The sequence below is a fragment of the Streptomyces sp. NPDC052910 genome (assembly GCF_055585605.1).
On sequence record NZ_JBVJJR010000001.1, the window covers coordinates 254273 to 275216 of the forward strand.

The 20944-nt window shown below is 73.5% G+C and carries 19 protein-coding genes; 3 read left to right on the top strand and 16 right to left on the bottom strand.

Annotated features, from left to right (window positions below; all coding sequences use genetic code 11):
* The first annotated feature begins 104 nt into the window (after positions 1-104).
* Positions 105-1097 (top strand): aldo/keto reductase, encoded by a 993-nt coding sequence (locus tag ACZ6X9_RS01130; RefSeq protein ID WP_469775831.1) that lies wholly within the window; start codon positions 105-107, stop codon positions 1095-1097.
* Positions 1098-1192: 95 nt separating this feature from the next.
* Here the strand turns inward: ACZ6X9_RS01130 and ACZ6X9_RS01135 are convergent, their stop codons facing one another.
* The 3 genes from ACZ6X9_RS01135 to ACZ6X9_RS01145 form a co-directional block, all read right to left on the bottom strand.
* Positions 1193-1549 (bottom strand): MerR family transcriptional regulator, encoded by a 357-nt coding sequence (locus tag ACZ6X9_RS01135; protein WP_469775832.1) that lies wholly within the window; start codon positions 1547-1549, stop codon positions 1193-1195.
* A gap of 53 nt (positions 1550-1602) precedes the next feature.
* Positions 1603-2211, bottom strand: a complete 609-nt coding sequence (locus ACZ6X9_RS01140; RefSeq protein ID WP_469775833.1) for a DUF4865 family protein — start codon at positions 2209-2211, stop codon at positions 1603-1605.
* Positions 2212-2349: 138 nt separating this feature from the next.
* Entirely contained in the window at positions 2350-2913 is a 564-nt protein-coding gene (locus ACZ6X9_RS01145; RefSeq protein ID WP_469775834.1) for a TetR/AcrR family transcriptional regulator, read from the bottom strand.
* A gap of 112 nt (positions 2914-3025) precedes the next feature.
* Here ACZ6X9_RS01145 and ACZ6X9_RS01150 point away from each other — a divergent pair, with 112 nt between their 5' ends.
* Positions 3026-3190, top strand: a complete 165-nt coding sequence (locus tag ACZ6X9_RS01150; RefSeq protein WP_469775835.1) for a DUF6191 domain-containing protein — start codon at positions 3026-3028, stop codon at positions 3188-3190.
* Positions 3191-3194: 4 nt separating this feature from the next.
* Here the strand turns inward: ACZ6X9_RS01150 and ACZ6X9_RS01155 are convergent, their stop codons facing one another.
* From ACZ6X9_RS01155 to ACZ6X9_RS01180, 6 genes are all read right to left on the bottom strand, one after another.
* A complete protein-coding gene (locus tag ACZ6X9_RS01155) occupies positions 3195-6218 on the bottom strand; it encodes a helix-turn-helix transcriptional regulator (RefSeq protein WP_469776607.1) in 3024 nt (1007 codons plus the stop codon).
* Between the two features lie 248 nt (positions 6219-6466).
* Positions 6467-6685 carry a hypothetical protein gene (locus ACZ6X9_RS01160; RefSeq protein ID WP_469775836.1) on the bottom strand — a complete coding sequence of 73 codons (219 nt, stop codon included), beginning with the start codon at positions 6683-6685 and terminating at the stop codon, positions 6467-6469.
* Between the two features lie 580 nt (positions 6686-7265).
* Positions 7266-7532, bottom strand: a complete 267-nt coding sequence (locus tag ACZ6X9_RS01165; protein WP_469775837.1) for a GlsB/YeaQ/YmgE family stress response membrane protein — start codon at positions 7530-7532, stop codon at positions 7266-7268.
* A 450-nt stretch (positions 7533-7982) separates the two neighbouring features.
* Positions 7983-8873, bottom strand: coding sequence for a helix-turn-helix domain-containing protein (locus tag ACZ6X9_RS01170; protein ID WP_469775838.1), 891 nt, complete (start codon positions 8871-8873; stop codon positions 7983-7985).
* A gap of 23 nt (positions 8874-8896) precedes the next feature.
* Positions 8897-9712 carry an alpha/beta fold hydrolase gene (locus ACZ6X9_RS01175; protein WP_469775839.1) on the bottom strand — a complete coding sequence of 272 codons (816 nt, stop codon included), beginning with the start codon at positions 9710-9712 and terminating at the stop codon, positions 8897-8899.
* Positions 9713-9938: 226 nt separating this feature from the next.
* Entirely contained in the window at positions 9939-10364 is a 426-nt protein-coding gene (locus ACZ6X9_RS01180; RefSeq protein WP_469775840.1) for a hypothetical protein, read from the bottom strand.
* Between the two features lie 272 nt (positions 10365-10636).
* On the opposite strand from ACZ6X9_RS01180, the gene ACZ6X9_RS01185 reads away from it, so the two are divergent.
* Positions 10637-11020: a hypothetical protein gene (locus ACZ6X9_RS01185; RefSeq protein ID WP_469775841.1), complete on the top strand. Its 384-nt coding sequence runs from the start codon at positions 10637-10639 to the stop codon at positions 11018-11020.
* Between the two features lie 306 nt (positions 11021-11326).
* Here the strand turns inward: ACZ6X9_RS01185 and ACZ6X9_RS01190 are convergent, their stop codons facing one another.
* The 7 genes from ACZ6X9_RS01190 to ACZ6X9_RS01220 all read right to left on the bottom strand — a co-directional run bounded on the left by ACZ6X9_RS01190 (position 11327) and on the right by ACZ6X9_RS01220 (position 20823).
* Positions 11327-13543, bottom strand: a complete 2217-nt coding sequence (locus ACZ6X9_RS01190) for an MMPL family transporter (RefSeq protein ID WP_469775842.1) — start codon at positions 13541-13543, stop codon at positions 11327-11329.
* Positions 13544-13974: 431 nt separating this feature from the next.
* Positions 13975-14562, bottom strand: coding sequence for an AMIN-like domain-containing (lipo)protein (locus tag ACZ6X9_RS01195; protein ID WP_469775843.1), 588 nt, complete (start codon positions 14560-14562; stop codon positions 13975-13977).
* A 233-nt stretch (positions 14563-14795) separates the two neighbouring features.
* Complete coding sequence (gene gatB / locus ACZ6X9_RS01200; protein ID WP_469775844.1) at positions 14796-16304, bottom strand: Asp-tRNA(Asn)/Glu-tRNA(Gln) amidotransferase subunit GatB; 1509 nt, start codon at positions 16302-16304, stop codon at positions 14796-14798.
* A 25-nt stretch (positions 16305-16329) separates the two neighbouring features.
* A complete protein-coding gene (locus tag ACZ6X9_RS01205; RefSeq protein WP_469775845.1) occupies positions 16330-16599 on the bottom strand; it encodes a hypothetical protein in 270 nt (89 codons plus the stop codon).
* Positions 16596-18092 (bottom strand): Asp-tRNA(Asn)/Glu-tRNA(Gln) amidotransferase subunit GatA, encoded by a 1497-nt coding sequence (gene gatA / locus ACZ6X9_RS01210; RefSeq protein WP_469775846.1) that lies wholly within the window; start codon positions 18090-18092, stop codon positions 16596-16598. Before gatA ends, ACZ6X9_RS01205 begins: the two co-directional genes overlap by 4 nt.
* Positions 18093-18097: 5 nt before the next feature.
* Positions 18098-18394, bottom strand: coding sequence for an Asp-tRNA(Asn)/Glu-tRNA(Gln) amidotransferase subunit GatC (gatC, locus tag ACZ6X9_RS01215; RefSeq protein WP_004948522.1), 297 nt, complete (start codon positions 18392-18394; stop codon positions 18098-18100).
* Positions 18395-18693: 299 nt separating this feature from the next.
* Complete coding sequence (locus tag ACZ6X9_RS01220) at positions 18694-20823, bottom strand: putative bifunctional diguanylate cyclase/phosphodiesterase (protein ID WP_469775847.1); 2130 nt, start codon at positions 20821-20823, stop codon at positions 18694-18696.
* Positions 20824-20944 lie beyond the last annotated feature (121 nt).

Genomic DNA, 20944 nt, shown 5'->3' on the forward strand with positions numbered 1-20944 from the left:
GGAGGTTATGCGACGTCCCCCCGGCGGCCCGCTGACGGCCGGACCTGCGCCAAAGGTTAAGTTGGACGCGCGCCGATCAGGAGGGAACGGGAGGGATACGGCCGGTGGAGCGCAGGACAATCGGTGCGACGGCGCTCGAAGTGGGTGCGATCGGCCTCGGGTGCATGCCCATGCACTGGGCCTACACCGCCTCCCAGCAGAGCGGCGAGACCGCGCTCCGCACCGTGCACGCCGCCCTGGACGCCGGCGCCAGCCTGCTCGACACGGCCGACATGTACGGCCCGTTCACCAACGAGTTGCTGGTGGGACGGGTGTTGCGCGAGCGGCGATCCGAGGCGTTCGTGTCGACCAAGTGCGGGCTGCTCGTCGGCGAGCAGCACATCGTCGCCAACGGGCGCCCGGGCTATGTGAAACGCGCCTGCGACGCCTCGCTGCGCCGGCTCCAGACCGACGTCATAGATCTCTACCAGTTGCACCGGCCCGACCCCGAGGTGCCCGTCGAGGAGACCTGGGGCGCGATGGCCGACCTCGTCGCCGCCGGGAAGGTGCGCGCCCTGGGGTGGTGCGCCATAGGCGCCCGCACCCACCGGCGCGCCCGCGGTGGCCTCTACGACGGCACGATCCGGCAGTTGGAGCGCGTCCAGCAGGTCTTCCCGGTCAGTTGCGTCCAGGCCGAACTCTCCGTCTGGTCCCGGGAGGCCCTCGACGCCCTCGCGCCCTGGTGCGCGTCGCGCGGCGTGGGCCTCCTCGCCGCGATGCCCCTGGGCAACGGTTTCCTCAGCGGCACCCTCACCCCCGGCCAGGGCTTCGAGCCCGAGGACATCCGGGCCCGCCACCCCCGCTTCACCGCCGAGATGATGGCCGCCAACCAGCCCATCGTCGCCGGACTCCGCCGCGTCGCCGACCGCCACGGCGCGACCGCCGCCCAGATCGCCCTGGCGTGGGTGCTGGCCCAGGGGCGGCACGTGATACCCGTGCCCGGGACGAAGAAGGCCCACTGGGCGGTGGAGAACGCGGCGGCGGCGGAAGTCCGGTTGACGGAGAAGGACTTGGAGGAGATAGGAGAGCTCCCGAGAGCGCTGGGATCCTGGTACTGAACCTCTCCGGCCGATCCGGCGTTCGAGGACGACCGCGGGGCGCGGTTCCGGGGGCCGCGCCGTCGGGAAACGGCGAAAGGGCGGGGCCGGGGCTCCTATCCCCGCGGCCCGGCCGCGATCACCTCGTCCAGCAAGCCCCGCGCGGTCAGCAGCTCGTCGATGGCCGACGTGATCCGGGACCGCTCCCCCCGCAGCTCGGCGACGAGATCCGGACAGACCGGCACCAGTCGCGACCCGTCCCCGTCCAGGCAGGGCAGCATCCTGGCGATCACGGCGGTCGTCAGCCCGGCGGCGAGCAACCCGCGGATCCGCCGGACGGTGACGACGTCGTCCTCGGAGTAGACCCGGTACCCACTGGGCAGCCGCTCGGGCGTCAGCAGCCCCTGGTCCTCGTAGTACCGCAGCAACCGTTCACTGACGCCCGTCCGGCGCACCATGTCTTTCATGCGCATGCCCGGTGCAGCGCCGCGCCCCGGCGCGCGCATTCCCGCCGGGGCGCCGGGCGTCACCACAGCCGGCCGGCGGAGACGTCCGCCAGGTGCGGCGCGGACAGGTGCGCCACCTCGTACCGCTCCACAGCGCTCTCGGCCTCGTCCTCGGGAACCTCGTGCTTCCACAGCACGAACCGCATGAGCTCCCAGTGGCGCGGATCGACGGCGAGCGCCGCCGTGTGCACGCCGGCGCGCCCGGCGGTCTCGGCGAGCCGGGCGGTCTCCTCGGCCACGAGGGCGGTGAGGGCGCCCGGGTCCTCGGTCACCGGCAGCGGGGTGATCCGGCGGGAGGCGGCGCGCGGGGTGTCGGCGCGGGCGGGCCCGGCGTGACAGGCGATTCCCGTCCAGTGGTGGACGGCGGGGCGGCCGAAGTCGGCGACGACGCCCTGGAAGCCGCCCCCGCCGACGAGGAACTCCGCCATCGCCCCGTCGTCGTGCCAGAGGTAGAAGGGCGCGTACTGGTTGACGGGCGAGCCCCCGCGCCCGCGTTCGCGGATCAGGTACGCCTTCAGGCCGAGGCCGGCCCGGTCGTCGAGGGCGTGGCCGCGGGTGGCCACGCGGTCGCGGATGACGCCCATGTCGTAGTCGGCGGGGAGGGTGATCTCGTACTGCATCGCGTACACAGGAGGCTCTTTCCGGTCGTGTCGGACGTCGGTTCGGTGGGTGACCAGGGCTTCGCGGTTCGGATGGCGAGGATGGCGGTCAGGAGCGCGGTGGCACGCACGCCGGTGGACGGCGGGGGGAGGACCGGGCCCGGGGGCTCATCGGGCGTGGGCTCGCAGCAGTCCGAGCACGCCCGTGACCGCCTGCCGGAAGGGTTCGTCGGAGTCGGCGGCGCGGGCCAGGACGTAGCCGCCCTGGAGCACGGCGACGATCGTGGACGCCGTGGTGGCCGGGTCGAGTGCCGGGTCCAGCTCGCCGCGTTCGCGGCCGTCCGCGAGCAGGCCGGCGAGCCGGTCGCGGAGCCAGGCGAAGGTCTCGTCCACCGGCCGCCGGAGCTCCGGGTCGGCGACGACGTCCGGGTCCTGGGTGAGCCGGCCCACCGGGCAGCCCTTGAGCACCTCGCGCTCGCGCAGCAGGTAGGCGGAGATCCGCTCAAGCACCGTCCCGGGCCCGGAGAACTGCCGCTCGGCCTGGGCGCGCATCTCCTCGGCCGTCCTGCGGATGGCCGTGAGGGCGAGATCGGGCTTGCCGGTGAAGTGGTGGTACATGCTGCCCTGCCCGGCCCCGGCCCGCTGCTGGATGGCCTTGGGGCTGGTGCCCACGTAACCGCGCTCCCAGAGCAGGGCGCGGGTGCTCTCGATGAGGCGTTCCGAGGTGTCCATGATCAGAACTGTACATACCAGTAGGTACAGAAACAAGGTGCGGTCGTACCGCCCGGCCGTCGCACACCCGTGTGCTTACATGGGAAAGGCCGCCACGACGACGGGAGTCGGCATGTTCGACGCACTCAGCGAGTTGTTCGCCCCGGGACGCCGGCACACCGAGGAGGAACGGAACCGGCACGAGCTGTGCCTGGACGACGTCGGGGACGCCGACCCCGGGCGGGGGCCGGTCGACCTCGACTCCGGATGCGTCGTCATCCGGCCCCGGCGGGGCTGAGCCGTCATCCGGCCCCGGCGGGGCTGAACAGCCCCAGCCGGTGCGCCGTCGCCGCGGCCTCGCCACGGCCCGAAGCACCCAGCTTCGCCAGGATGTTGGAGACGTGCACACTGGCCGTCTTCGGGGAGATGAACAGCTCCTCGGCTATCTGCCGGTTGCTCCGGCCCAGCGTGACCAGGCGCAGGACGTCGCGTTCCCGAGGCGTGAGCCGGGGCGGCGCGTCGGGCCCCGGGACCGCTTCCGGCGCGCGTCCGTCGGGCGACGGCTCCCCGTCGAGGGAGAGCCGGGCGCGCCGGGCGAGCGACGCGGTCGCCTCGCGCAGCGGCCGGGCGCCGAGCCGGACGGCCTCGGCGTGCGCCCGGGCCAGCGGCCCGGCGGCGTGCTCCGCGGCCGGGCCACCCGCCGTGAGCAGCGCCTCGGCCCAGCGGTGGCGGGCACGCGCAAGCTCCAGGGGACGGTCCAGCGGCTCGAAGGCGTCGGCCACGGCCTCCCATCGACGGGCCTCGAAGTGCCCTTCCGCGCGGGCGTGTTCGGCGTCGAACAGCAGCCCGTAGGCCCGGTGGAGCGGGATCGACCGGCTCCGGCCGTCGGCCGCCGCCCGGAGCCCGGACAGCACCGCGGCCCGGCCGGGGGCCGTCTCCGGCAGCTCCCCGGCGTCGGCCTCGGCCGCGGCGGCCGTCGTCAGGAACGGCCAGACGTACCGGTCGACACCCCGCGGCAGCCCGGCCGCCAGCACCCGTTCCAGCTCGGCGCGGGCCTCGGCGTACCGGCCGAGCGCCGCGTGCAGTTCGATGGTGTACCGCGCGAGGACCAGGGTGCTCTGCGGTTGCGGGTCGTGCGTGCCGAACCGCTCGCGGGCCGAGGCGAGCAGGCACTCCGCGCGCTCCAGGTCGCCCCGCGCGAGGGCGACGGCGGCCAGGCGGACATCGGCGAAACCGGGGGGCTTGACGCCCCGGGCCTCGCGCCGGGCCTCCAGGGCCGCCGCCTCCGCCTCGTCCCAGTGCCCCAGGAGGAAGAGGGCGGACGCCAGGTTGTTGCGCGCCCACGCACGGGCGTCGTCGAGACCGTAGCGGTCGGCGAGGGCGATGCCCTCCCGGGCCACTTCGGCGGCGCGCGCGGAACGGCCCACGCCCTGCAGGGCGGAGGCCAGGTTGATGTGGCTGCGGCCCACGACGCCGACGACGCCCCGGTCCACGACCCGGGCGCAGACCTCGGCCATCTCGGCGAGCCCGCCGTCCACGTCGCGCCCGGTGTCGACCCGGTGGCCGCCGAGCGTGAGGCGGGCGCTGAGCTCCGTGCTCTCCGCCCCGACGGCACGGGCCATCGCGACCGCCCGCTCCGCCGTGTCACCCACCTCGGGCCCGGAGTCGTGCAGCGCCCCCCAGGCGGCGAGCTGGGCCAGCACCTCGGCGTGCACGGCGGACGGCGGCAGCTCCGCGACCAGCTCCAGCGCGGTGTCGAGCTCCGGCCGGCCGTCGCCCCGCCCGAGGCTGGTCATCAGCTTGGAGCGCTGCAACCAGAACCAGGCGCCGCGCAGCGGGTCCATCCCCGGCTTGCGGAGCGCCTTCTTGGCGATGGCCAGCGCCCGTTCCTGGTCGCCGGAGAGGTTGGCGGCGACGACGATCTCGGCCAGCAGGTCCATGTGGTGCAGCGCCTCGTCGTCACAGCCGCAGGCGGGGTAGACGTCCGCGAAGTCGAGCGGGCGCTGGGCGGCGCGGATCTCGGCCGGAACGTCCTCCCACAGCTCCAGCGCGCGCTCCAGCAGACGCAGCTTCTCCGCGTAGGCGTACCGCCGGCGGGCGTGCACCGACGCCTCCAGCACGGCGGGCAGCGCCTTGGCCGGCTCATGCGCGTGGTACCAGTGGACGGCCAGCCGGGCGGGGCGCTCGTCGGCCCGGACCAGACCGGGCTGGGCCTCCAACGCCTCGGCGTACCGCCGGTGGAGACGGGAGCGCTCACCGGGCAGCAGGTCGTCGGCGACGGCCTCGCGCACGAGGGAGTGCCGGAAGCGGTAGCCGTCGCCGTCGGACGTGGGCACGAGGACGCTCGCGCCGACGGTCTGACGCAACGCCTCGATGAGCGCGTCCTCGTCAAGGCCGGTGACCGCGTGCAGCAGCGCGTACTCCACCGTCGAGCCGCCCTCGGCGGCGACGCGCACGACCCGCTGCGCGTCCTCGCACAGCGCCTCGATGCGGACGAGCAGCAGCTCGCGCAGCGAGTCGCTGAGGCCGGTCCGGCAGCCACCGGCGATGGACGCGGCCAGCTCCTCCACGAAGAAGGCGTTGCCGTCGGAGCGTTCGAAGACCCGGTCGAGCAGGGAGTGGTCGGGCGCGCTGCCGCTGATGCCGGTCAGTTGGGCGTGCACCTCGTCCCGGGTGAAGCGGGACAGCTCGACGCGGCCGAGCGCGCGCATCCGGTCCGCCTCCGCGAGGAACGGGCGCAGCGGGTGCCGCCGGTGGATGTCGTCGGAGCGGTAGGTGGCGACGATGACGAGCCGCGCGGTGTGCAGCGAACGGAAGAGGTAGGAGAGCAGCTCGCGGGTGGAGCGGTCCGCCCAGTGCAGGTCCTCGATGGCGAGGACGATCGTGCGGTCCGCGGTGAGGCGCTCCAGCAGGCGGGCCGTCAGCTCGAAGAGACGGGCGCGGCCGTCCTCCGACTCCCGCGCGGTCTCGCCCAGCTCGGGCAGCAGCCGCGCCAGTTCGCCCTCCTGCCCCGCCGCCGCCCGGGCGAGCTCGTCCCCTAGCTGCCGGTGCAGGCCGCGCAGGGCGGTGGAGACCGGCGCGAACGGCAGCCCGTCGCTGCCGATCTCCACACAGCCGCCCAGGGCGGTGACGGCCCCGGCCGCGGCGGCCGCGTCCAGGAACTCGTCGATCAACCGGGTCTTGCCCACCCCCGCCTCGCCGCCCACGAGCACGGACTGCGGCTCGCCCGTGGCGGCGCGGGCGAGAGCGTCGACAAGTACGCCCAGTTCTTCGGTCCGGCCGACGAACACGGGGCTGACGGAGGTCTTCTGCACATCGCCGAGCATCGCACAGCCCTCTGACATCGCCCCGGACGAATTGATCACAGTCCGGCCGGTGACGGGCGGGGCGGTGAGGGTGGGGCCGGTGGCTCTGAGGGTGGGGCCGGTGACGGTGGGGCCGGTGACGGCGGGGCCGGTGGCGGTCGGCGCGGTCACGGTCAGACCGGTGACGGCGAGGCCGGTGGCGGTCGGGCCGGTGACGGCGAGGCCTGCTACGGCGCGGTCGTCCCCGGCCGGGCCGGCCACCGGGTGGATCACAGCCCGGCCCGCTCGGTCACGCGCCGCTGCCGCGGGATGAGCGGCAGGGTGCCCTCCGCCCTCAGCGGCAGGTCGCCATCCGTCCTCACCCGCCTCCCGGCTTCCCGGGCGGCTTGCGAACGGCCGGCGACCCGGGCCTCGTCCAGCATCCGCTGGTTGGCGGCCTCACGGCCGAACTCGACGAGGCGGTAGTGGTGAAGTACGACGTCGAACATGGTGACTCCTCAGATTCTCGGCTTCCGTGGGCCGGTGCCGTCTTCTGCGTTCCGGCTTTCCGACCTGAGACAAGCTTCGTCTCTGAGGTGGGGGCGGGGCATCGGGTGACTGCCTCATATCGGCGGGCCCGGACCGCCTTAGATTCCGGGGCGCCCGGCGCCGACCGCCTTAGACGCCCTGAGCGTCCTTACCCGGGCAGGTGACCAAGTCTCAGGGCCCGCCACTGCTCTCCGCGTCATCCCCTGCCTCCGCTGCTTTACGGCGGCGGGCACGGTACTGGGCGCGACGTCCACCCGGCGGCAGCCAGGGGCCGGGCCGCGCCGGGCACGGCCGACGGGCGCTCTTCCTGTCGGGGGTCGTCCTGGGACCGGTCGCATGCCGACTGCCCGAGGCGACGGAGGAGGAACTCGCAGGCGCGGCCTCCGCCCTGCCGGCCCTGCGCACGTCGGCCGCCCGGTGAGCCGGGTCCCGGGCCGGGCCGGTGCGAGCGGCGGATGGCCGCCCGCACCGGGAACACCAGGCCCTGCCTCCCGGTTCTGACGTCGTCCGGGCACGACGGACGCGGAGCGCCGGCCGCGGTCAGCGCGAACGCTGCCCGGTGAAGAGGCGGTACAGCAGGAGCACGATCACCGAGCCGATGATCGCGGCGATCCACGTCGAGAGGTGGAAGAAGCCGTTGATGGAGTGCACGCCGAAGATCACCTTGCCGAGCCAGCCGCCGAGCAGACCGCCGACGATGCCGATGAGCATCGTGACGAGGCAGCCGCCCGGGTCCTTGCCGGGCGTGAGTGCCTTGGCGATGGCGCCCGCGATGAGGCCGATGAGAATCCAGGCGATGATGCCCACGGTGTGCGTCCTTTGCTGTAGGTGTGCTGTGGGGCCCGACGGGGTTTCCGCCGAGGCTGCCCGCCGGTCGCTCCGCGCGGACGACCGGCGACATACGGATATCCGTTCAGGATCACTCCACACGGGGCCAAGGTCCCGTTCCCTCCGACTGGCCCACCCGGCACCCCGGCCCGGCGGCCGTCGACGGCACCTTCGGTGACCGGTCCGCCTTCGATGGCCATCGGTCCGGGTCCGCTGTCAGCCCGACCGTCAGGAGGACCGCCATGCGGCGCTGCGAAGCCCAGGTCACCCTCACGACCGCCGACGGCCGGGGGACCTGCCACGGCGACGGGAGCGGCCTCGACGACGTCGCCACCGAGGAGCCGCCGGCCGGCGCCGAGGCCGCCGCACTCACCCGGGAAGAGGTTGCCGCACTCGCCCGGGACCGTGGCGGGACGCCGCCCGCACCGTTCACGTCACCCGCGCTCGGCGCGACGCATACGACGACGGCGTCGGGTCCGCGAACGAAGTCGGCCACGCGACGTCGTCGATCGCGAGCCACGGCGCAGCGGCTACGGCCACGGGCGTGGCGCCGGTGAACGCCTTGACCTCGCGGTGGAGGTGGGACTGGTCGGCGTAGCCGCTTGCGGCCGCCACCCAAGTGGCGGCATGGCCCGCCGCGAGAAGGCGGGCGGCGTGGTCGAAGCGCACCAGTCGGGCAGCGTGCTTGGGGGTGAGGCCGGTCTGGGACCGGAAGCGGGACCACAGGCGCTTACGGCTCCATCCCACCTCCTCCGCCAGGCCGTCGACCCGCACCCGTCCCCGGCTGGTGAGCATCCGCCACCAGGCACCGGCGACCTCCGGATCGGGCAGTGGGCGCGCGCCCAGCCGTCGGCCGAGGAGATCTGCCGCGATGGCGAACCGTTCGTCCCACGACGCGGCGGCGCGCAGCCTGTCCTCGGCGCGCCCGGCGTCGCGACCCCAGACTTCTTCCAGGGAGGTCACCGTCCCGCCGAGCTCGGTCGGTGCCCCGAGCACCGCGGCCGCCACGACCGGTGACAACCGAATCTGGAGGCACCCCAGCCCCCCGGCCGCCCGGCCGCTGACCCGAAGCTCGCCCGGGGCCAGTCCGACGACCGCGCTGCCCCGTACACGCCGGCCGCGGGCGTCGTGGACGAGCCCGTTTCCTTCGCTCAGGTCCACGAACAGGGTGACCGATGGGTGCGCGACCATGGTGATGTCCGTGGGCGCCGGGACACGTTGCCGGAATCCGGCCATGCGGATCCCCGGCAGACGTTCCGACGGCCGCGGGACGGCGACGTCCACCGACGTCCAGTCAGGTGGTGACCCGGGGGACTCCATGGCACCAGGCTAGGCGACAGGTGTCAGCGGCCCGTGGCCGTTGCCGCGAAGTCCAGCAGCAACTCGCCGGTCGTCTCCGGCGCTTCGGACATCGGGAGGTGCCCGACGCCGGGCAGCAGCTCGACGCGCGCGTTCGGCACGGTGTCGTAGAGGTGCGCCGAGGACGGATCCCAGCGGGGGTCGGCAGCGCCGAAGATCACCAGGACCGGTATGCCGAGGACGGTGAGGCGCTCGGGCACGCTCCGCTCGGTGATGTACGCGGTGTTCCGGCGCAGCACCGTTCTGAGCGTCCGGTAGCTGATGCTCCGGGCCTCGGCGACCATGTCGTCCGGAATGTCCACCGGGCGGTTGCACACCGCGGTCATGCCCCTGCGCAGCATCGCGTCCGTACGGATCGGCCAGAGGAGCGGCCCCAGCGGCGGGCCGACCAGGACCCGAAGGACGACGGGCTGCGGAAGGAGGGCACCGGGACTCGGGCCGCTGCTGATCAGTGCGAGCGAACCGACCAGGTCGGGGCGCTGTTCGGCGAGCGCGGTGGCGATGTAGCCACCGCTGGAGTGCCCGACCAGGGTGACCGCACGAAGGCCGAGTTCATCGAGCGCCTCGGCCAGGGCACCCGCCTGCTCGGGCACGTCATACGACGAGGCGGGCAGGGACCGGCCGTGACCCGGGAGGTCGATCCGGACGACGTGATGCCGGCCGGCGAGCGCCGGCACCACGGGGCTCCATGAACTGCTTGAGGTCCCCGATCCGTGGATGAGCACCAACGGCGGTGCCTCTCGCGGGCCGTCGTGGACCACGTGCATCCCGTGCACCTGCTTGACGTCGTCATTCCTCATGGACGGGACGATGCCTGGGCCACCGCCTGTCGGTCTTGTACAAATGTCGCCGCGAGGCCGGCGATCGCCGGACACTTCCGTCTCCACGAGCGCCACCGGGCGGGCGGGAATCGGCGCGCCCGGCCGCGGCGAGCGGCTCGGCGAGGTCGTCCGGGGCGAGTCGCGTCGCCGGGTCACGTCGCCGGAGGTGTGGGTGACCGGCGGGAGCCGAGGCCCGTCCGGGAGCTCACTTCACTTCGACCCTGACCTTCCACGGCGTGACCACCAAGGGACAGGTGTGTCCCTGGTCGGCACGGCAGTGCCGCTGGGCGGTGAGGACGGTGACGCCCTGCCGCTCGGCGTGGAACCTCGCCGTGGCGTCACCCCTGGGGGTCGTGCTGCCCGCGGCCCGGTGAAGGCCGGTGTTGTCGCTTACCGGGACGCTCCAGGAGTAGGTGAGGCCGTTTTCGCGGGAGCCGGTGAGGGTGACGCCGATGTCGTCGCCTGTACGAGCGGGCACGGTCCTGCCGTCGTCCGCGTTCGTGAGAGTGACACGCCCGGCCATCCGGTGCGGTGACCCGGTGTGGGCGACCGCCGGCGCCGCGGCGGATGCCATGACGGTGACCAGGACCAGTCCCATGCTCCACGGAGCGGTCGACCGATGCGAACCCATCACGTTTCCCTCCCTTGGTCCCGCCGGGTCGGACGTCCCTCCCGGCGGCCGACGGTCCATCCTTCCGGCCCGCTCGACGTGACGGCGAGGATTCGGGTCCAAACCACCCGTCCGCGGGAAACTCCGGCGCCACCCGGGACGCGATGCCGCCCGGCGACGCGGGGTGGGTCACGGCTTTCGGCGACATATCACCTGAAAGGAGTATTCCGCATCGGGCCGGGGCAAGGTGCTGTCGGCGGGCACCTCAACTCGCCCAGCACGAAGGAGACTTCATGGCGGATGAGCAGGCGGCCGGCGGGGTCCGCGGCGGGAGCCCGGACTCCACCGTCGATCGGGTGGCCGATTTCTACGGCGCTTATATCGACGCCGTCTTCGACGGGACGGACGACCTCGGTGCGCAGCTTCGCGCGCACTACCTCACCGAGGACCTGCGGCAACGGCTGGCCGCCTGGGAGGAGGCGAACCACGCCGACGGCGTGCTGCGCGCCCAGGACGTTCCCGCGCACTGGGAGGTGCGCTACCACGACTCCGGGGCCGGGCACGTGTTCACCACGGTCACCCTCACCTGGGGCTCCGGCCCGGACGCGGGGCACACCCGGCTGGCCGTGCAGAGCGACGCGAGCACCAAGCTCATCTCGGACATCGAGGACGGCTGATTCGGGACCCCGCCGGGGCAGTGCGGGACGTCGGCGCCTCCCGAAGCAACCGCCGCCGGGGGAAGCGGGAGCCGGGGCGGCGCGACGGCCGATCCCGGCACGGCGGCGGGCGGATGGGGGGGAGGGGCCGCGAGGCCGCGAGGCCGCGAGGCCGCGAACCGCACCGACGGCGGCCGGGGCTCCGGGCCGTCAGATCGCGCCGGCCGTCCGGCCGCCGCCGTCACCCACCCGCCGTCACCCACCCGCCCTCACCCACCCGCCATCACCCCACCCGCCGTCGCCCCACCCGCCGTCACCCCACCCCCGTCACGCCACCGGCCGTACGTCCTCCCGGTCCGGGCGCGCCGTCGGCAGCGGTGCCGCCTCCCGCAGCCGGTCCGGGCCGTGCTCCGGGCACGGTTCCGGCGGTTCGATGCTGATGCGCGGCAGCCGCCGCTCCAGCCACCCGGGCAGCCACCAGTTGGCGCCGCCGAGCAGGTGCATCAGGGCCGGGACGAGCAGTGTGCGGAGCACGAACGCGTCGAGGGCGACGGCCGCCGCCAGGCCGATGCCGAACATCGCGATGACGCGGTCGCCGCTCAGTACGAACGCCAGGAACACCGAGATCATGATGATCGCGGCCGAGTTGATGACCCGGCTGGTCTCGGCCAGCCCGACCCGGACGGCCCGGCGGTTGTCGCGGGTGGCCAGCCACTCCTCGTACATCCGGCTCACCAGGAACACCTGGTAGTCCATGGACAGTCCGAAGAGGACGGCGATCATCACCACGGGCAGGAACGGCTCGATGGGCCCGGCCCGGCCGAGGCCGAGGGACTCGCTGCCCCAGCCCCACTGGAAGACCGCGACGATCAGGCCGAAAGAGGCGGCGACGGCGGCGATGTTCATCGCGGCGGCCTTCAGCGGTATGCCGACGCTGCGGAACGCGAGGAGCAGCAGGACGCAGCCCAGGCCGATCACCGTGCCGACGAACAGCGGCAGTTTGCCGCGGATGACGGCGGCGAAGTCGTCGTAGCCCGCGGTCGGTCCGCCGACGTGTACGTCGAGGCCGGTCCCGGCGGTGGCGCGGGGCAGCGTCTCGGAGCGCAGTCGCCGGACGAGGTCGCTGGTGGCGCGGGACTGCGGGGAGCCGTCGGGGACGACGGCGATGACGCCGGAGGCGCCGCCGCGGCCGTGCGCGGCGGGGGCCACGGCGGCGATGCCGGGTGTGCCGCGCAGTCGCTCGGGCAGCCGGTCGAAGGCGAGGCGCTCGCCCGCGCCGTCGAGTTCGGCGACGAGCGTCAGGGGGCCGTTGACGCCGGGGCCGAAGCCGTCGGCGAGCAGGTCGTACGCCTGGCGGGTGGTGGAGGAGGCGGGGTTGTTGCCCTGGTCGGAGGTGCCCAGGTGGAGGGCGAACGCGGGCAGGGCGAGGACGAGCATCACGCCGGCGGCGACGGCGGCGAGCAGCTTGGGACGCCGTTCGACCAGTGCCGACCAGCGGGCGGCCAGGCCGGTGGGGGCGTCGGGGCCGGGTCCGGCGGGGACGGCAGCGCGGCGTTCGCGCCGGCCCAGCACCCGCCGTCCGATCAGCCCGAGGAGGGCCGGCAGCAGGGTGAGGGAGGCGGCGACCGTGAGGACGACGGTGAGGGACGCGGCGAGGGCGACCCCGATCAGGAAGTCCAGCCGGAGGACGAGCATGCCGAGGAGCGCCGCGCAGACGGTGCCGCCGGCGAAGACCACGGCCCGTCCGGTCGTCGCCACCGCGCGTTCGGCCGCCTCCGGGACGGACAGCCCCTGGCGGAGGCCCTTGCGGTGCCGGGTGACGATGAACAGGGCGTAGTCGATGCCCACACCGAGGCCGATGAGGGTGCCCAGCATGGGTGCGAAGCCGGCGACCGGCATCAGGTGGCCGAGCAGGACCGTGCCCGCGGCGGCCGTGCCGACCCCGACGACGGCGGTGGCGATGGGCAGCAGGCTCGCCGCGAGGGAGCCGAAGACGACGAACAGCACGACGGCCGCCACGACGATGCCGACGAGTTCGCTGAGGTGGCTGTTCGCGCCCTCGGTGAGGCCGATGGACTCGCCGCCCAGGGCCACCTCCAGGTCGGCGCCGGCCGCGGCCCGCGCGGTGTCGACGACCGTCCGCACCTTCGCGGGGCCGGCGTCGCGGAAGGTGAGGTCGGCGTAGGCGGTCCGGCCGTCGTGGCTGATCCGGCCGCCGGAGCCGGTGTACGGGCCGTCGACGGAGGCGACGCCGGGCAGTTGGGCGATCTCGCGGAGCGTGTGGGACATCCGCTGCCGGACGTCGGCGGAGCGGACGGTGCCGGACGTGGTGTGCCAGACGATCGTGTCGTCGCCGCCGCGGCCGGGGAAGTCCCGTTCCAGCAGGGCCGTGGCGCGGCCGGACTCGGTGCCGGGCACCCGGTAGTCCTCGGAGTAGGAGGAACCGGCCAGCGCGGCCGCGGCGGCCGTGCCCGCGAAGGCGACGAGCCACAGGACGACGACGGCGAGGCGGCGGCGCAGGCACCACCGGACGAGAGCGGTCATTCCCTGCTTTCCGGGGGAGTCGTGCCGCTTCGCGCACGCCGGGGGGGACCCGCGGTGATCGAGCGCTGCGGCGGAGAGGGGGCGGACGGCCTCAGTATGCGGGCCTCCGGCCGTCCACTCTGACAGCTCCCGGAGATCGTTTGTCCCTTTTGTGGGTCACACCACAGGGCCCCCGTCACACCCGGCCACAGGCCCCCGCCACACCCGGCCACAGGGGCACGCGGCTCGTCCGGCCACAGGGGCACGCGGCTCGCCCGGCCGCGGGCCGCGGGCCGAACCCGGCCGCAGGGCCTGGATCGCGCCCGGCCGGAAAGCCCGGATCCGCACCAGGCCCTTCTGGCGCCCCGACAACGTGCCCCGACCACGCGCCCCGACAACGTGCCCCGGCCACACGTCCCGGCCACGCCCCCCGCCTCACACCCCGGCGGCTCCTACCGGAAGGTGTGCCACGTGTGGGCGACGTCCACGACGACGTGGTTGCCCGTCTGGAAGACCCTGAACGGCAGCCGTCCCCGCAGCCCCAGCCCCACCATCGTGTCGCCTTCGAAGCTGCCCACGAAGCGGGCCTCGCGGAACGCCCGGTATCCGGTGAGGTCCACGCCCGGCAGCGGGTGGCCGGCGTGCGCGGGGTAGCGCGCGCCGCCGGTCTCGGGGTCGTGGCTCGGCGCGGACACCCGGATCTCCAGGACGGCGCCCCCGCCGACGGTGACGACGTCCCCGGAACCGTCCTGATACAGCTTGTCGACGTACCCCACGTGGTACCCGATCGGGTGACCGTCCGAGGTGTGCACGTCGAAGACCATCCGGTCGAAACAGCGGTGTCGGCCGGTTCTGATGTCGGTCAGCGGGTGGTACTCGGAGTCGGGATGGCTCCTGGGGCGGCTCCCCCAGCCGACCCGGCAGTCCGACGCGTCCGTGGTGCCGCCGTTCGCGGGCTCCGACGCGATCGCCCCCGTGGCCGTCACCAGTCCGGCGCCCGCCAGCAGGAGCGCGGCCAGCGCAGTGCTCAACCGTCGCATTGCTACCCCCAGCCATGGAGTACGGGCACGCTGTCCGGCCCGTTGCACGGGATCATGCCGGACCGTTCCGGCGGATGGGGAAGCGATCGAGCGAATCCGGCCAAATGCGACTTGTCAGCCAATAGGCACCCGGCGATACGGAAGAGGGCCGCCCCCCTCTCGGGGAGCGGCCCTCTCGCAGGGAACCGGAAGGCGTCAGCCCTCGACGCCCGGCTTCTCCGGGCTGTGCTCAATCATTCTTTCGCGCCGAGGCGCTCAAGAATCAGCTCGCGCACGCGCGCCGCGTCCGCCTGGCCCCGCGTGGCCTTCATGACCGCGCCGACGAGCGCGCCCGCCGCCGCGACCTTGCCGCCGCGGATCTTGTCCGCGATGGCCGCGTTGGCCGCGATGGCCTCGTCCACGGCGGTGCCGAGCGCGCCCTCGTCGGAGACGACCTTCAGACCGCGCTTCTCCACGACGACGTCCGGCTCGCCCTCGCCCGCGAGCACGCCCTCGATGACCTGGCGGGCCAGCTTGTCGTTGAGCGAGCCGTCCGCGACCAGCGCGGCCACCCGGGCCACCTGGGCCGGGGTGATCGGCATGGCGGCCAGCTCGGTGCCGCCCTCGTTGGCGCGGCGGGCCAGCTCGCCCATCCACCACTTGCGGGCGGCGGCGGAGTCGGCGCCGGCCTCGACGGTGGCGGTGATCAGGTCGACCGCGCCCGCGTTGAGGATCGACTGCATGTCGTGCTCGCTGATCCCCCACTCCTCACGGAGGCGGTTGCGGCGCACGCGCGGCAGCTCGGGCAGGGTCCCCCGCAGCTCCTCGACCCATTCGCGGGAGGGGGCCACCGGCACCAGGTCCGGCTCGGGGAAGTAGCGGTAGTCCTCGGCCTCCTCCTTGATGCGGCCGGCCGTCGTGGAGCCGTCCTCCTCGTGGAAGTGGCGCGTCTCCTGGACGATCGTGCCGCCCGAGGACAGCACGGCGGCGTGCCGCATGACCTCGTACCGGACGGCCCGCTCGACGCTGCGGAGCGAGTTGACGTTCTTGGTCTCCGAGCGGGTGCCGAACTTCTCGGTGCCGTTCGGGCGCAGCGACAGGTTGACGTCGCAGCGCATCTGGCCCATCTCCATGCGGGCCTCGGAGACGCCGAGCGCCTTGATGAGCTCGCGCAGCTCGGCGACGTACGCCTTGGCGACCTCGGGGGCCCGCTCGCCCGCGCCCTCGATCGGCTTGGTGACGATCTCGATGAGCGGGATGCCGGCCCGGTTGTAGTCCAGCAGGGAGTGGGACGCGCCGTGGATACGGCCGGTGGCGCCGCCCACGTGCGTGGACTTGCCGGTGTCCTCCTCCATGTGGGCGCGCTCGATCTCCACGCGGAAGACCTCGCCGTCCTCCAGTTGGACGTCCAGGTAGCCGTTGAAGGCGATGGGCTCGTCGTACTGGGAGGTCTGGAAGTTCTTCGGCATGTCCGGATAGAAGTAGTTCTTCCGGGCGAAGCGGCACCACTCGGCGATCTCGCAGTTGAGCGCGAGACCGATCTTGATCGCGGACTCGACGCCGACGGCGTTGACGACCGGGAGCGCGCCGGGCATGCCGAGGCAGGTGGGGCAGGTCTGCGAGTTCGGGTCGGCGCCCAGCTCCGTGGAGCACCCGCAGAACATCTTGGTCTTGGTGCCGAGCTCGACATGGACCTCCAGGCCCATGACGGGGTCGTAGGACGCCAACGCGTCCTCGTACGACACCAGTTCAGTGACGGTCACGGAAAACTTACCTCTCAGTCCCGGCTCAGCCCGCGAGGACGTCGTCGCTCTTCATACGGCGCAGCTCGCGGACGAGCAGAGCGACGCCGGTGACGATGGCGGCGGCCGAGACGACCGCGTCGACGAGCTGGAGCGTGTCCTGCTCGCCGCGCGCCGTCTTCGCCTGCTTGACGACGCTGACCGCGCCGAACAGGGTCGTGCCGATGGACAGGTACGTGCCGGCCTTGGACTTCTTGAAGCCCTTGGCCTTCTTCAGCGCGCTGCCCTTGCTCTTGTTCTGGCTCGCGGTGCTCACAGTGCGGGTGCCTCCTCCAGCAGCGGGTGGCCCCAGCGGGCGGTGAACGCGGCCTCGACCGCGGCACCGACCTTGTAGAGCCGTTCGTCCTTCATGGCGGGAGCGATGATCTGGAGCCCCACCGGCAGCCCGTCCTCCGGAGCGAGGCCGCACGGCAGCGACATGGCCGCGTTGCCCGCCAGGTTGGTCGGGATGGTGCACAGGTCCGCCAGGTACATCGCCATCGGGTCGTCGGCGCGCTCGCCGATCGGGAAGGCGGTGGTCGGCGTGGTCGGCGAGACGAGCACGTCCACCTGCTCGAACGCCTTCTCGAAGTCCCGCGTGATGAGAGTGCGGACCTTCTGCGCCGAGCCGTAGTAGGCGTCGTAGTAGCCGGAGCTCAGCGCGTAGGTGCCGAGCATCACGCGGCGCTTCACCTCGGGGCCGAAGCCGGCCTCACGGGTGAGGGCGGTGACGTCCTCGGCGGACCGGGTGCCGTCGTCGCCGGCGCGCCGGCCGTAGCGGAGGCCGTCGAACCGGGCCAGGTTCGAGGAGCACTCGGACGGCGCGATCAGGTAGTACGCGGCCAGCGCCAGGTCGAACGAGGGGCAGTCCACCTCGACGATCTCGGCACCGAGCTCGCGCAGCAGCTCGACGGACTCGTCGAACCGCTGGAGGACACCGGCCTGGTAGCCCTCGCCGCGGAACTGCTTGACGACGCCGACGCGCATGCCCTCGACGCTGCCGTTGCGGGCCGCCTCGACGACCGGCGGGACCGGGGCGTCGATGGAGGTGGAGTCCATCGGGTCGTGCCCGGCGATGACCTCGTGCAGCAGCGCCGCGTCCAGGACCGTACGGGCACAGGGGCCGCCCTGGTCCAGGGAGGACGAGAACGCGACCATGCCGTAGCGGGAGACCGCGCCGTAGGTCGGCTTGACGCCGACCGTGCCCGTGACGGCGGCGGGCTGGCGGATGGAACCGCCGGTGTCCGTGCCGATCGCGAGGGGGGCCTCGTACGCGGCGAGGGCCGCGCTGGAGCCGCCGCCGGAACCACCGGGGATCCTGGTCAGGTCCCAGGGGTTGCCGGTCGGACCGTACGCGCTGTTCTCCGTGGAGGAGCCCATCGCGAACTCGTCCATGTTGGTCTTGCCGAGGATGACGACGTCCGCGTCCTTGAGGCGCTTGGTGAGCGTCGCGTCGTACGGCGGGATCCAGCCTTCGAGGATCTTGGAGCCGACGGTGGTCGGGATGCCCTCGGTGGTGAAGATGTCCTTCAGCGCCAGCGGGACGCCGGCCAGCGGGCCGAGCTTCTCGCCCCGCGCGCGCTTCTCGTCCACGGCGCGCGCCTGCTTCAGCGCGCCCTCGCGGTCGACGTGCAGGAAGGCGTGCACCTTCTCGTCGACGGCCTCGATGCGCGCCAGGTGGGCCTCGGTGACCTCGACGGCCGTGACCTCACCGGCGGCGATCTTCTCGGCGATCTCCGCGGCGGTCAGCTTGATCAGTTCGGTGGTCATCGTGGTCACTCCTCACCCAGGATCTGCGGCACCTTGAAACGCTGCTGCTCCTGAGCGGGGGCGCCGGAGAGCGCCGCCTCCGGGCTGAGCGACGGACGGACCTCGTCCGGCCGCATGACGTTGGTCAGCGGCAGCGGGTGGGAGGTCGGCGGGACGTCCTGGTCGGCGACCTCGGAGACGCGGGCGACCGCGCCGATGATGTCGTCGAGCTGAGTGGCGAAGTGATCGAGCTCTTCGCCCTTCAGCTCCAGGCGCGCCAGCCGGGCGAGGTGGGCGACCTCCTCGCGCGTGATGCCAGGCATGCAGCGATCCTCAGGGTGGAGTGTGTAGGTTTCGCGGCCAATCCTATGGCGCGGGCCGTGTCCACCGCGAAACGGATTGTCCGCTGGCGCGGTGGGGGTGCCCCGGACCCGCCCTTTCGCCGTTTCCCGGGGCTGCGCCCCGGACCCCCTTTTCGCGGCTTCGCCGCTCGTCCTCAAACGCCGGACAGGCTGAAGATAGCCCGTCCGGCGTTTGAGGACAGCGCGCGCAGCGCGCTTCGGGGGTGCGGGGGCGGAGCCCCCGCAAGAAACGGTGAAAGGGAGGGGCCGGGGCATCCCCCCTACGTCACCGGCTGGTCCGCCTCCTTCTCCGCGACAACGGGAGCGGGCGCCGCAGGCGCGGGCGCGGGCGCGACGGCCGGCGGGTGCTCCCGCCGCCAGCCGGCCTCCCGCATCCGCAACCAAGCCGTCGTCTCCTCAGGAGGCATCGCAGCCGCGACCAGCCACCCCTGCACCGCATCACACCCGAGATCCCGCAACCGCTCCCACGTCTCGTCGTCCTCGACCCCCTCCGCGACAACGAGCAGCCCGAGCGAGTGCGCGAGGTCGAGCGTGCAGCGCACGATCTCCGCGTCCTCGTTGTCGATGGCGAGCCGGGCCACGAAGGACCGGTCGATCTTCAGCTCGCTGACGGGCAGGCGGCGCAGGTGGACCAACGACGAGTAGCCGGTGCCGAAGTCGTCGAGGGACATCTTCACGCCGTGCCCGGTGAGCCCGGCGAGCGCGTCGGCGGCGCGCTGGGGGTCCTCGAGGAGGACGTGTTCGGTGATCTCCAGTTGGAGGGCGCCGGGCGGGACGCCGTGTCGGGCGAGCCGGGCGGCGACGGAGCCGGCGAAGCCGGGGGTGTGGACGTCGCGGGGGGAGACGTTGACGGCGACGGGCACCTCCAGGCCCATGGCGCGCCAGCGGGCGACCTGGCCGAGGGCGGTCTCCAGCACGTACTCGGTGAGCCGGGGCATCAGCCCGGAGGACTCGGCGATGGCGATGAACTCGTCCGGGGAGACCCGGCCGCGCTCCGGGTGCACCCAGCGGACCAGGGCTTCCAGGCCCTCGACGTGTCCGTCGAAGGCCACCTTGGGCTGGTAGTGCAGTTCGACCTCGCCGGCGTCGAGGGCGCGGCGGAGGTCGCCGAGGAGGCCGAGCCGGTCGGGGGTGTTGCCGTCGCGGCGGGCCTCGTAGACCTCGACGCCGCTGCGGTCCCGTTTCGCCTGGTACATGGCCACGTCGGCGCGGCGCAGCAGGCCTTCGGCGTCGAGGGCGTGGTCGGGGTGGACGGCGACGCCGGCGCTGGCCTCCAGGACGAGGGTGAGGCCGTCCAGGTCGAGGGGGGAGCCGAGGGCGGCGACGAGGCCGCGGGCGACGCGCTGGGCGCTGGTGAGGGAGTCGACGGCGGGGAGGAGGACGGCGAACTCGTCGCCGCCGAGCCGGGCGGCCTCCGCGTCGCGCGGGAGCGCGTCCCGGAGCCGGGCGGCTATCTGGAGCAGCAGCCGGTCCCCGGCGAGGTGGCCGAGGGTGTCGTTGACGGACCGGAAGCGGTCGAGGTCGATGAGGACGAGCGCGGTCCGCTCGCCCGCCTGTTCGGCCTCGTCGAGCGCGGCCCAGGTCCGTTCGAGGAGCCACTGCCGGTTGGGCAGCCCGGTGAGCGGGTCGCGGAGCTGTTCCTCCGCGCGGGCGTGGGCTATCCAGAGGGTGGAGTCGAGGGCTATGAGCGGGATCGCGAAGAGCGGCAGCAGCAGCGGGGTGTGTTCGGCGACGACGGCGATGAGCGGGGCTATGCCGAGGAGCGCGCCGCCGACGAGCGCCTGCCGCAGCAGGGCGGCGCGGGCGACGCCACTGGTGAACCCGGAGTGGGGCGGGGCGAGGTGACGCCAGAGCAGGGCCCGGGTGACGGTGAGGTAGACGAAGGCCGCGAGGGCGATCCTGGGGATGTCCGCCGGCTGCCAGCCGCTGGGCAGCCAGGGGTGTTCCACGGAGGCGTGCACGCCGAGCAGTCCGAGGGCGGCGCCGCCCGCCGCGACGCCGAGGACGTCGACGGCGCAGTGGAGTAACGCCTGCCGCCAGCGGTGCCGCCGGGCGGTGGTGACGAAGGTGACGACGGCGATGCCGATGACGGCGGCCGGGAGCCAGCCGTGCAGCAGCAGGACGGCCAGGGTCAGGGCGGCGCCGGAACCGGAGCCGCCCCACCACCGGTCCCGGCCCAGGGCCACCAGGTGGGCGACGATCAGGGCCGTGAGGGTGGCGAGGGACCAGCCGACCGTCCGCCCGGGGAACACCGCGTGGCCCGCGGCCGCCGCGTGCTCGATCCCCAGGGCGAGGACGAGCAGCGCGAGGGGGACGCAGACGACCGGCAGCGCGGGTGGTGGATCCCTGCGCAGCCGCGATGCCGGTTCGGCGCTGTCGGTGGGTTTCATGCCCGTCCCTCTCACAGCCGGCGGTGCCCGCGCCACGGCAGGCGCACATCTCAACAGTAGGCCGCAGAAGGCTACGACGGGCAGCGATCGGCGGCGGTTGCCCGAACAGGATCCGGCCGCG

Excerpts from the sequence above, each read along its gene's own strand:
- ACZ6X9_RS01185 (WP_469775841.1), top strand. The coding sequence starts at position 10,637 with ATGGCGGATGAGCAGGCGGCCGGCGGGGTCCGCGGCGGGAGCCCGGAC.
- ACZ6X9_RS01145 (WP_469775834.1), bottom strand. The coding sequence starts at position 2,913 with ATGGACACCTCGGAACGCCTCATCGAGAGCACCCGCGCCCTGCTCTGG.
- ACZ6X9_RS01175 (WP_469775839.1), bottom strand. The coding sequence starts at position 9,712 with ATGAGGAATGACGACGTCAAGCAGGTGCACGGGATGCACGTGGTCCAC.
- gatC (WP_004948522.1), bottom strand. The coding sequence starts at position 18,394 with ATGCCTGGCATCACGCGCGAGGAGGTCGCCCACCTCGCCCGGCTGGCG.
- ACZ6X9_RS01195 (WP_469775843.1), bottom strand. The coding sequence starts at position 14,562 with ATGCGACGGTTGAGCACTGCGCTGGCCGCGCTCCTGCTGGCGGGCGCC.
- ACZ6X9_RS01150 (WP_469775835.1), top strand. The coding sequence starts at position 3,026 with ATGTTCGACGCACTCAGCGAGTTGTTCGCCCCGGGACGCCGGCACACC.
- ACZ6X9_RS01170 (WP_469775838.1), bottom strand. The coding sequence starts at position 8,873 with ATGGAGTCCCCCGGGTCACCACCTGACTGGACGTCGGTGGACGTCGCC.
- ACZ6X9_RS01160 (WP_469775836.1), bottom strand. The coding sequence starts at position 6,685 with ATGTTCGACGTCGTACTTCACCACTACCGCCTCGTCGAGTTCGGCCGT.
- ACZ6X9_RS01135 (WP_469775832.1), bottom strand. The coding sequence starts at position 1,549 with ATGCGCATGAAAGACATGGTGCGCCGGACGGGCGTCAGTGAACGGTTG.
- ACZ6X9_RS01155 (WP_469776607.1), bottom strand. The coding sequence starts at position 6,218 with ATGCTCGGCGATGTGCAGAAGACCTCCGTCAGCCCCGTGTTCGTCGGC.
- ACZ6X9_RS01220 (WP_469775847.1), bottom strand. The coding sequence starts at position 20,823 with ATGAAACCCACCGACAGCGCCGAACCGGCATCGCGGCTGCGCAGGGAT.
- ACZ6X9_RS01190 (WP_469775842.1), bottom strand. The coding sequence starts at position 13,543 with ATGACCGCTCTCGTCCGGTGGTGCCTGCGCCGCCGCCTCGCCGTCGTC.
- ACZ6X9_RS01180 (WP_469775840.1), bottom strand. The coding sequence starts at position 10,364 with ATGGGTTCGCATCGGTCGACCGCTCCGTGGAGCATGGGACTGGTCCTG.
- gatA (WP_469775846.1), bottom strand. The coding sequence starts at position 18,092 with ATGACCACCGAACTGATCAAGCTGACCGCCGCGGAGATCGCCGAGAAG.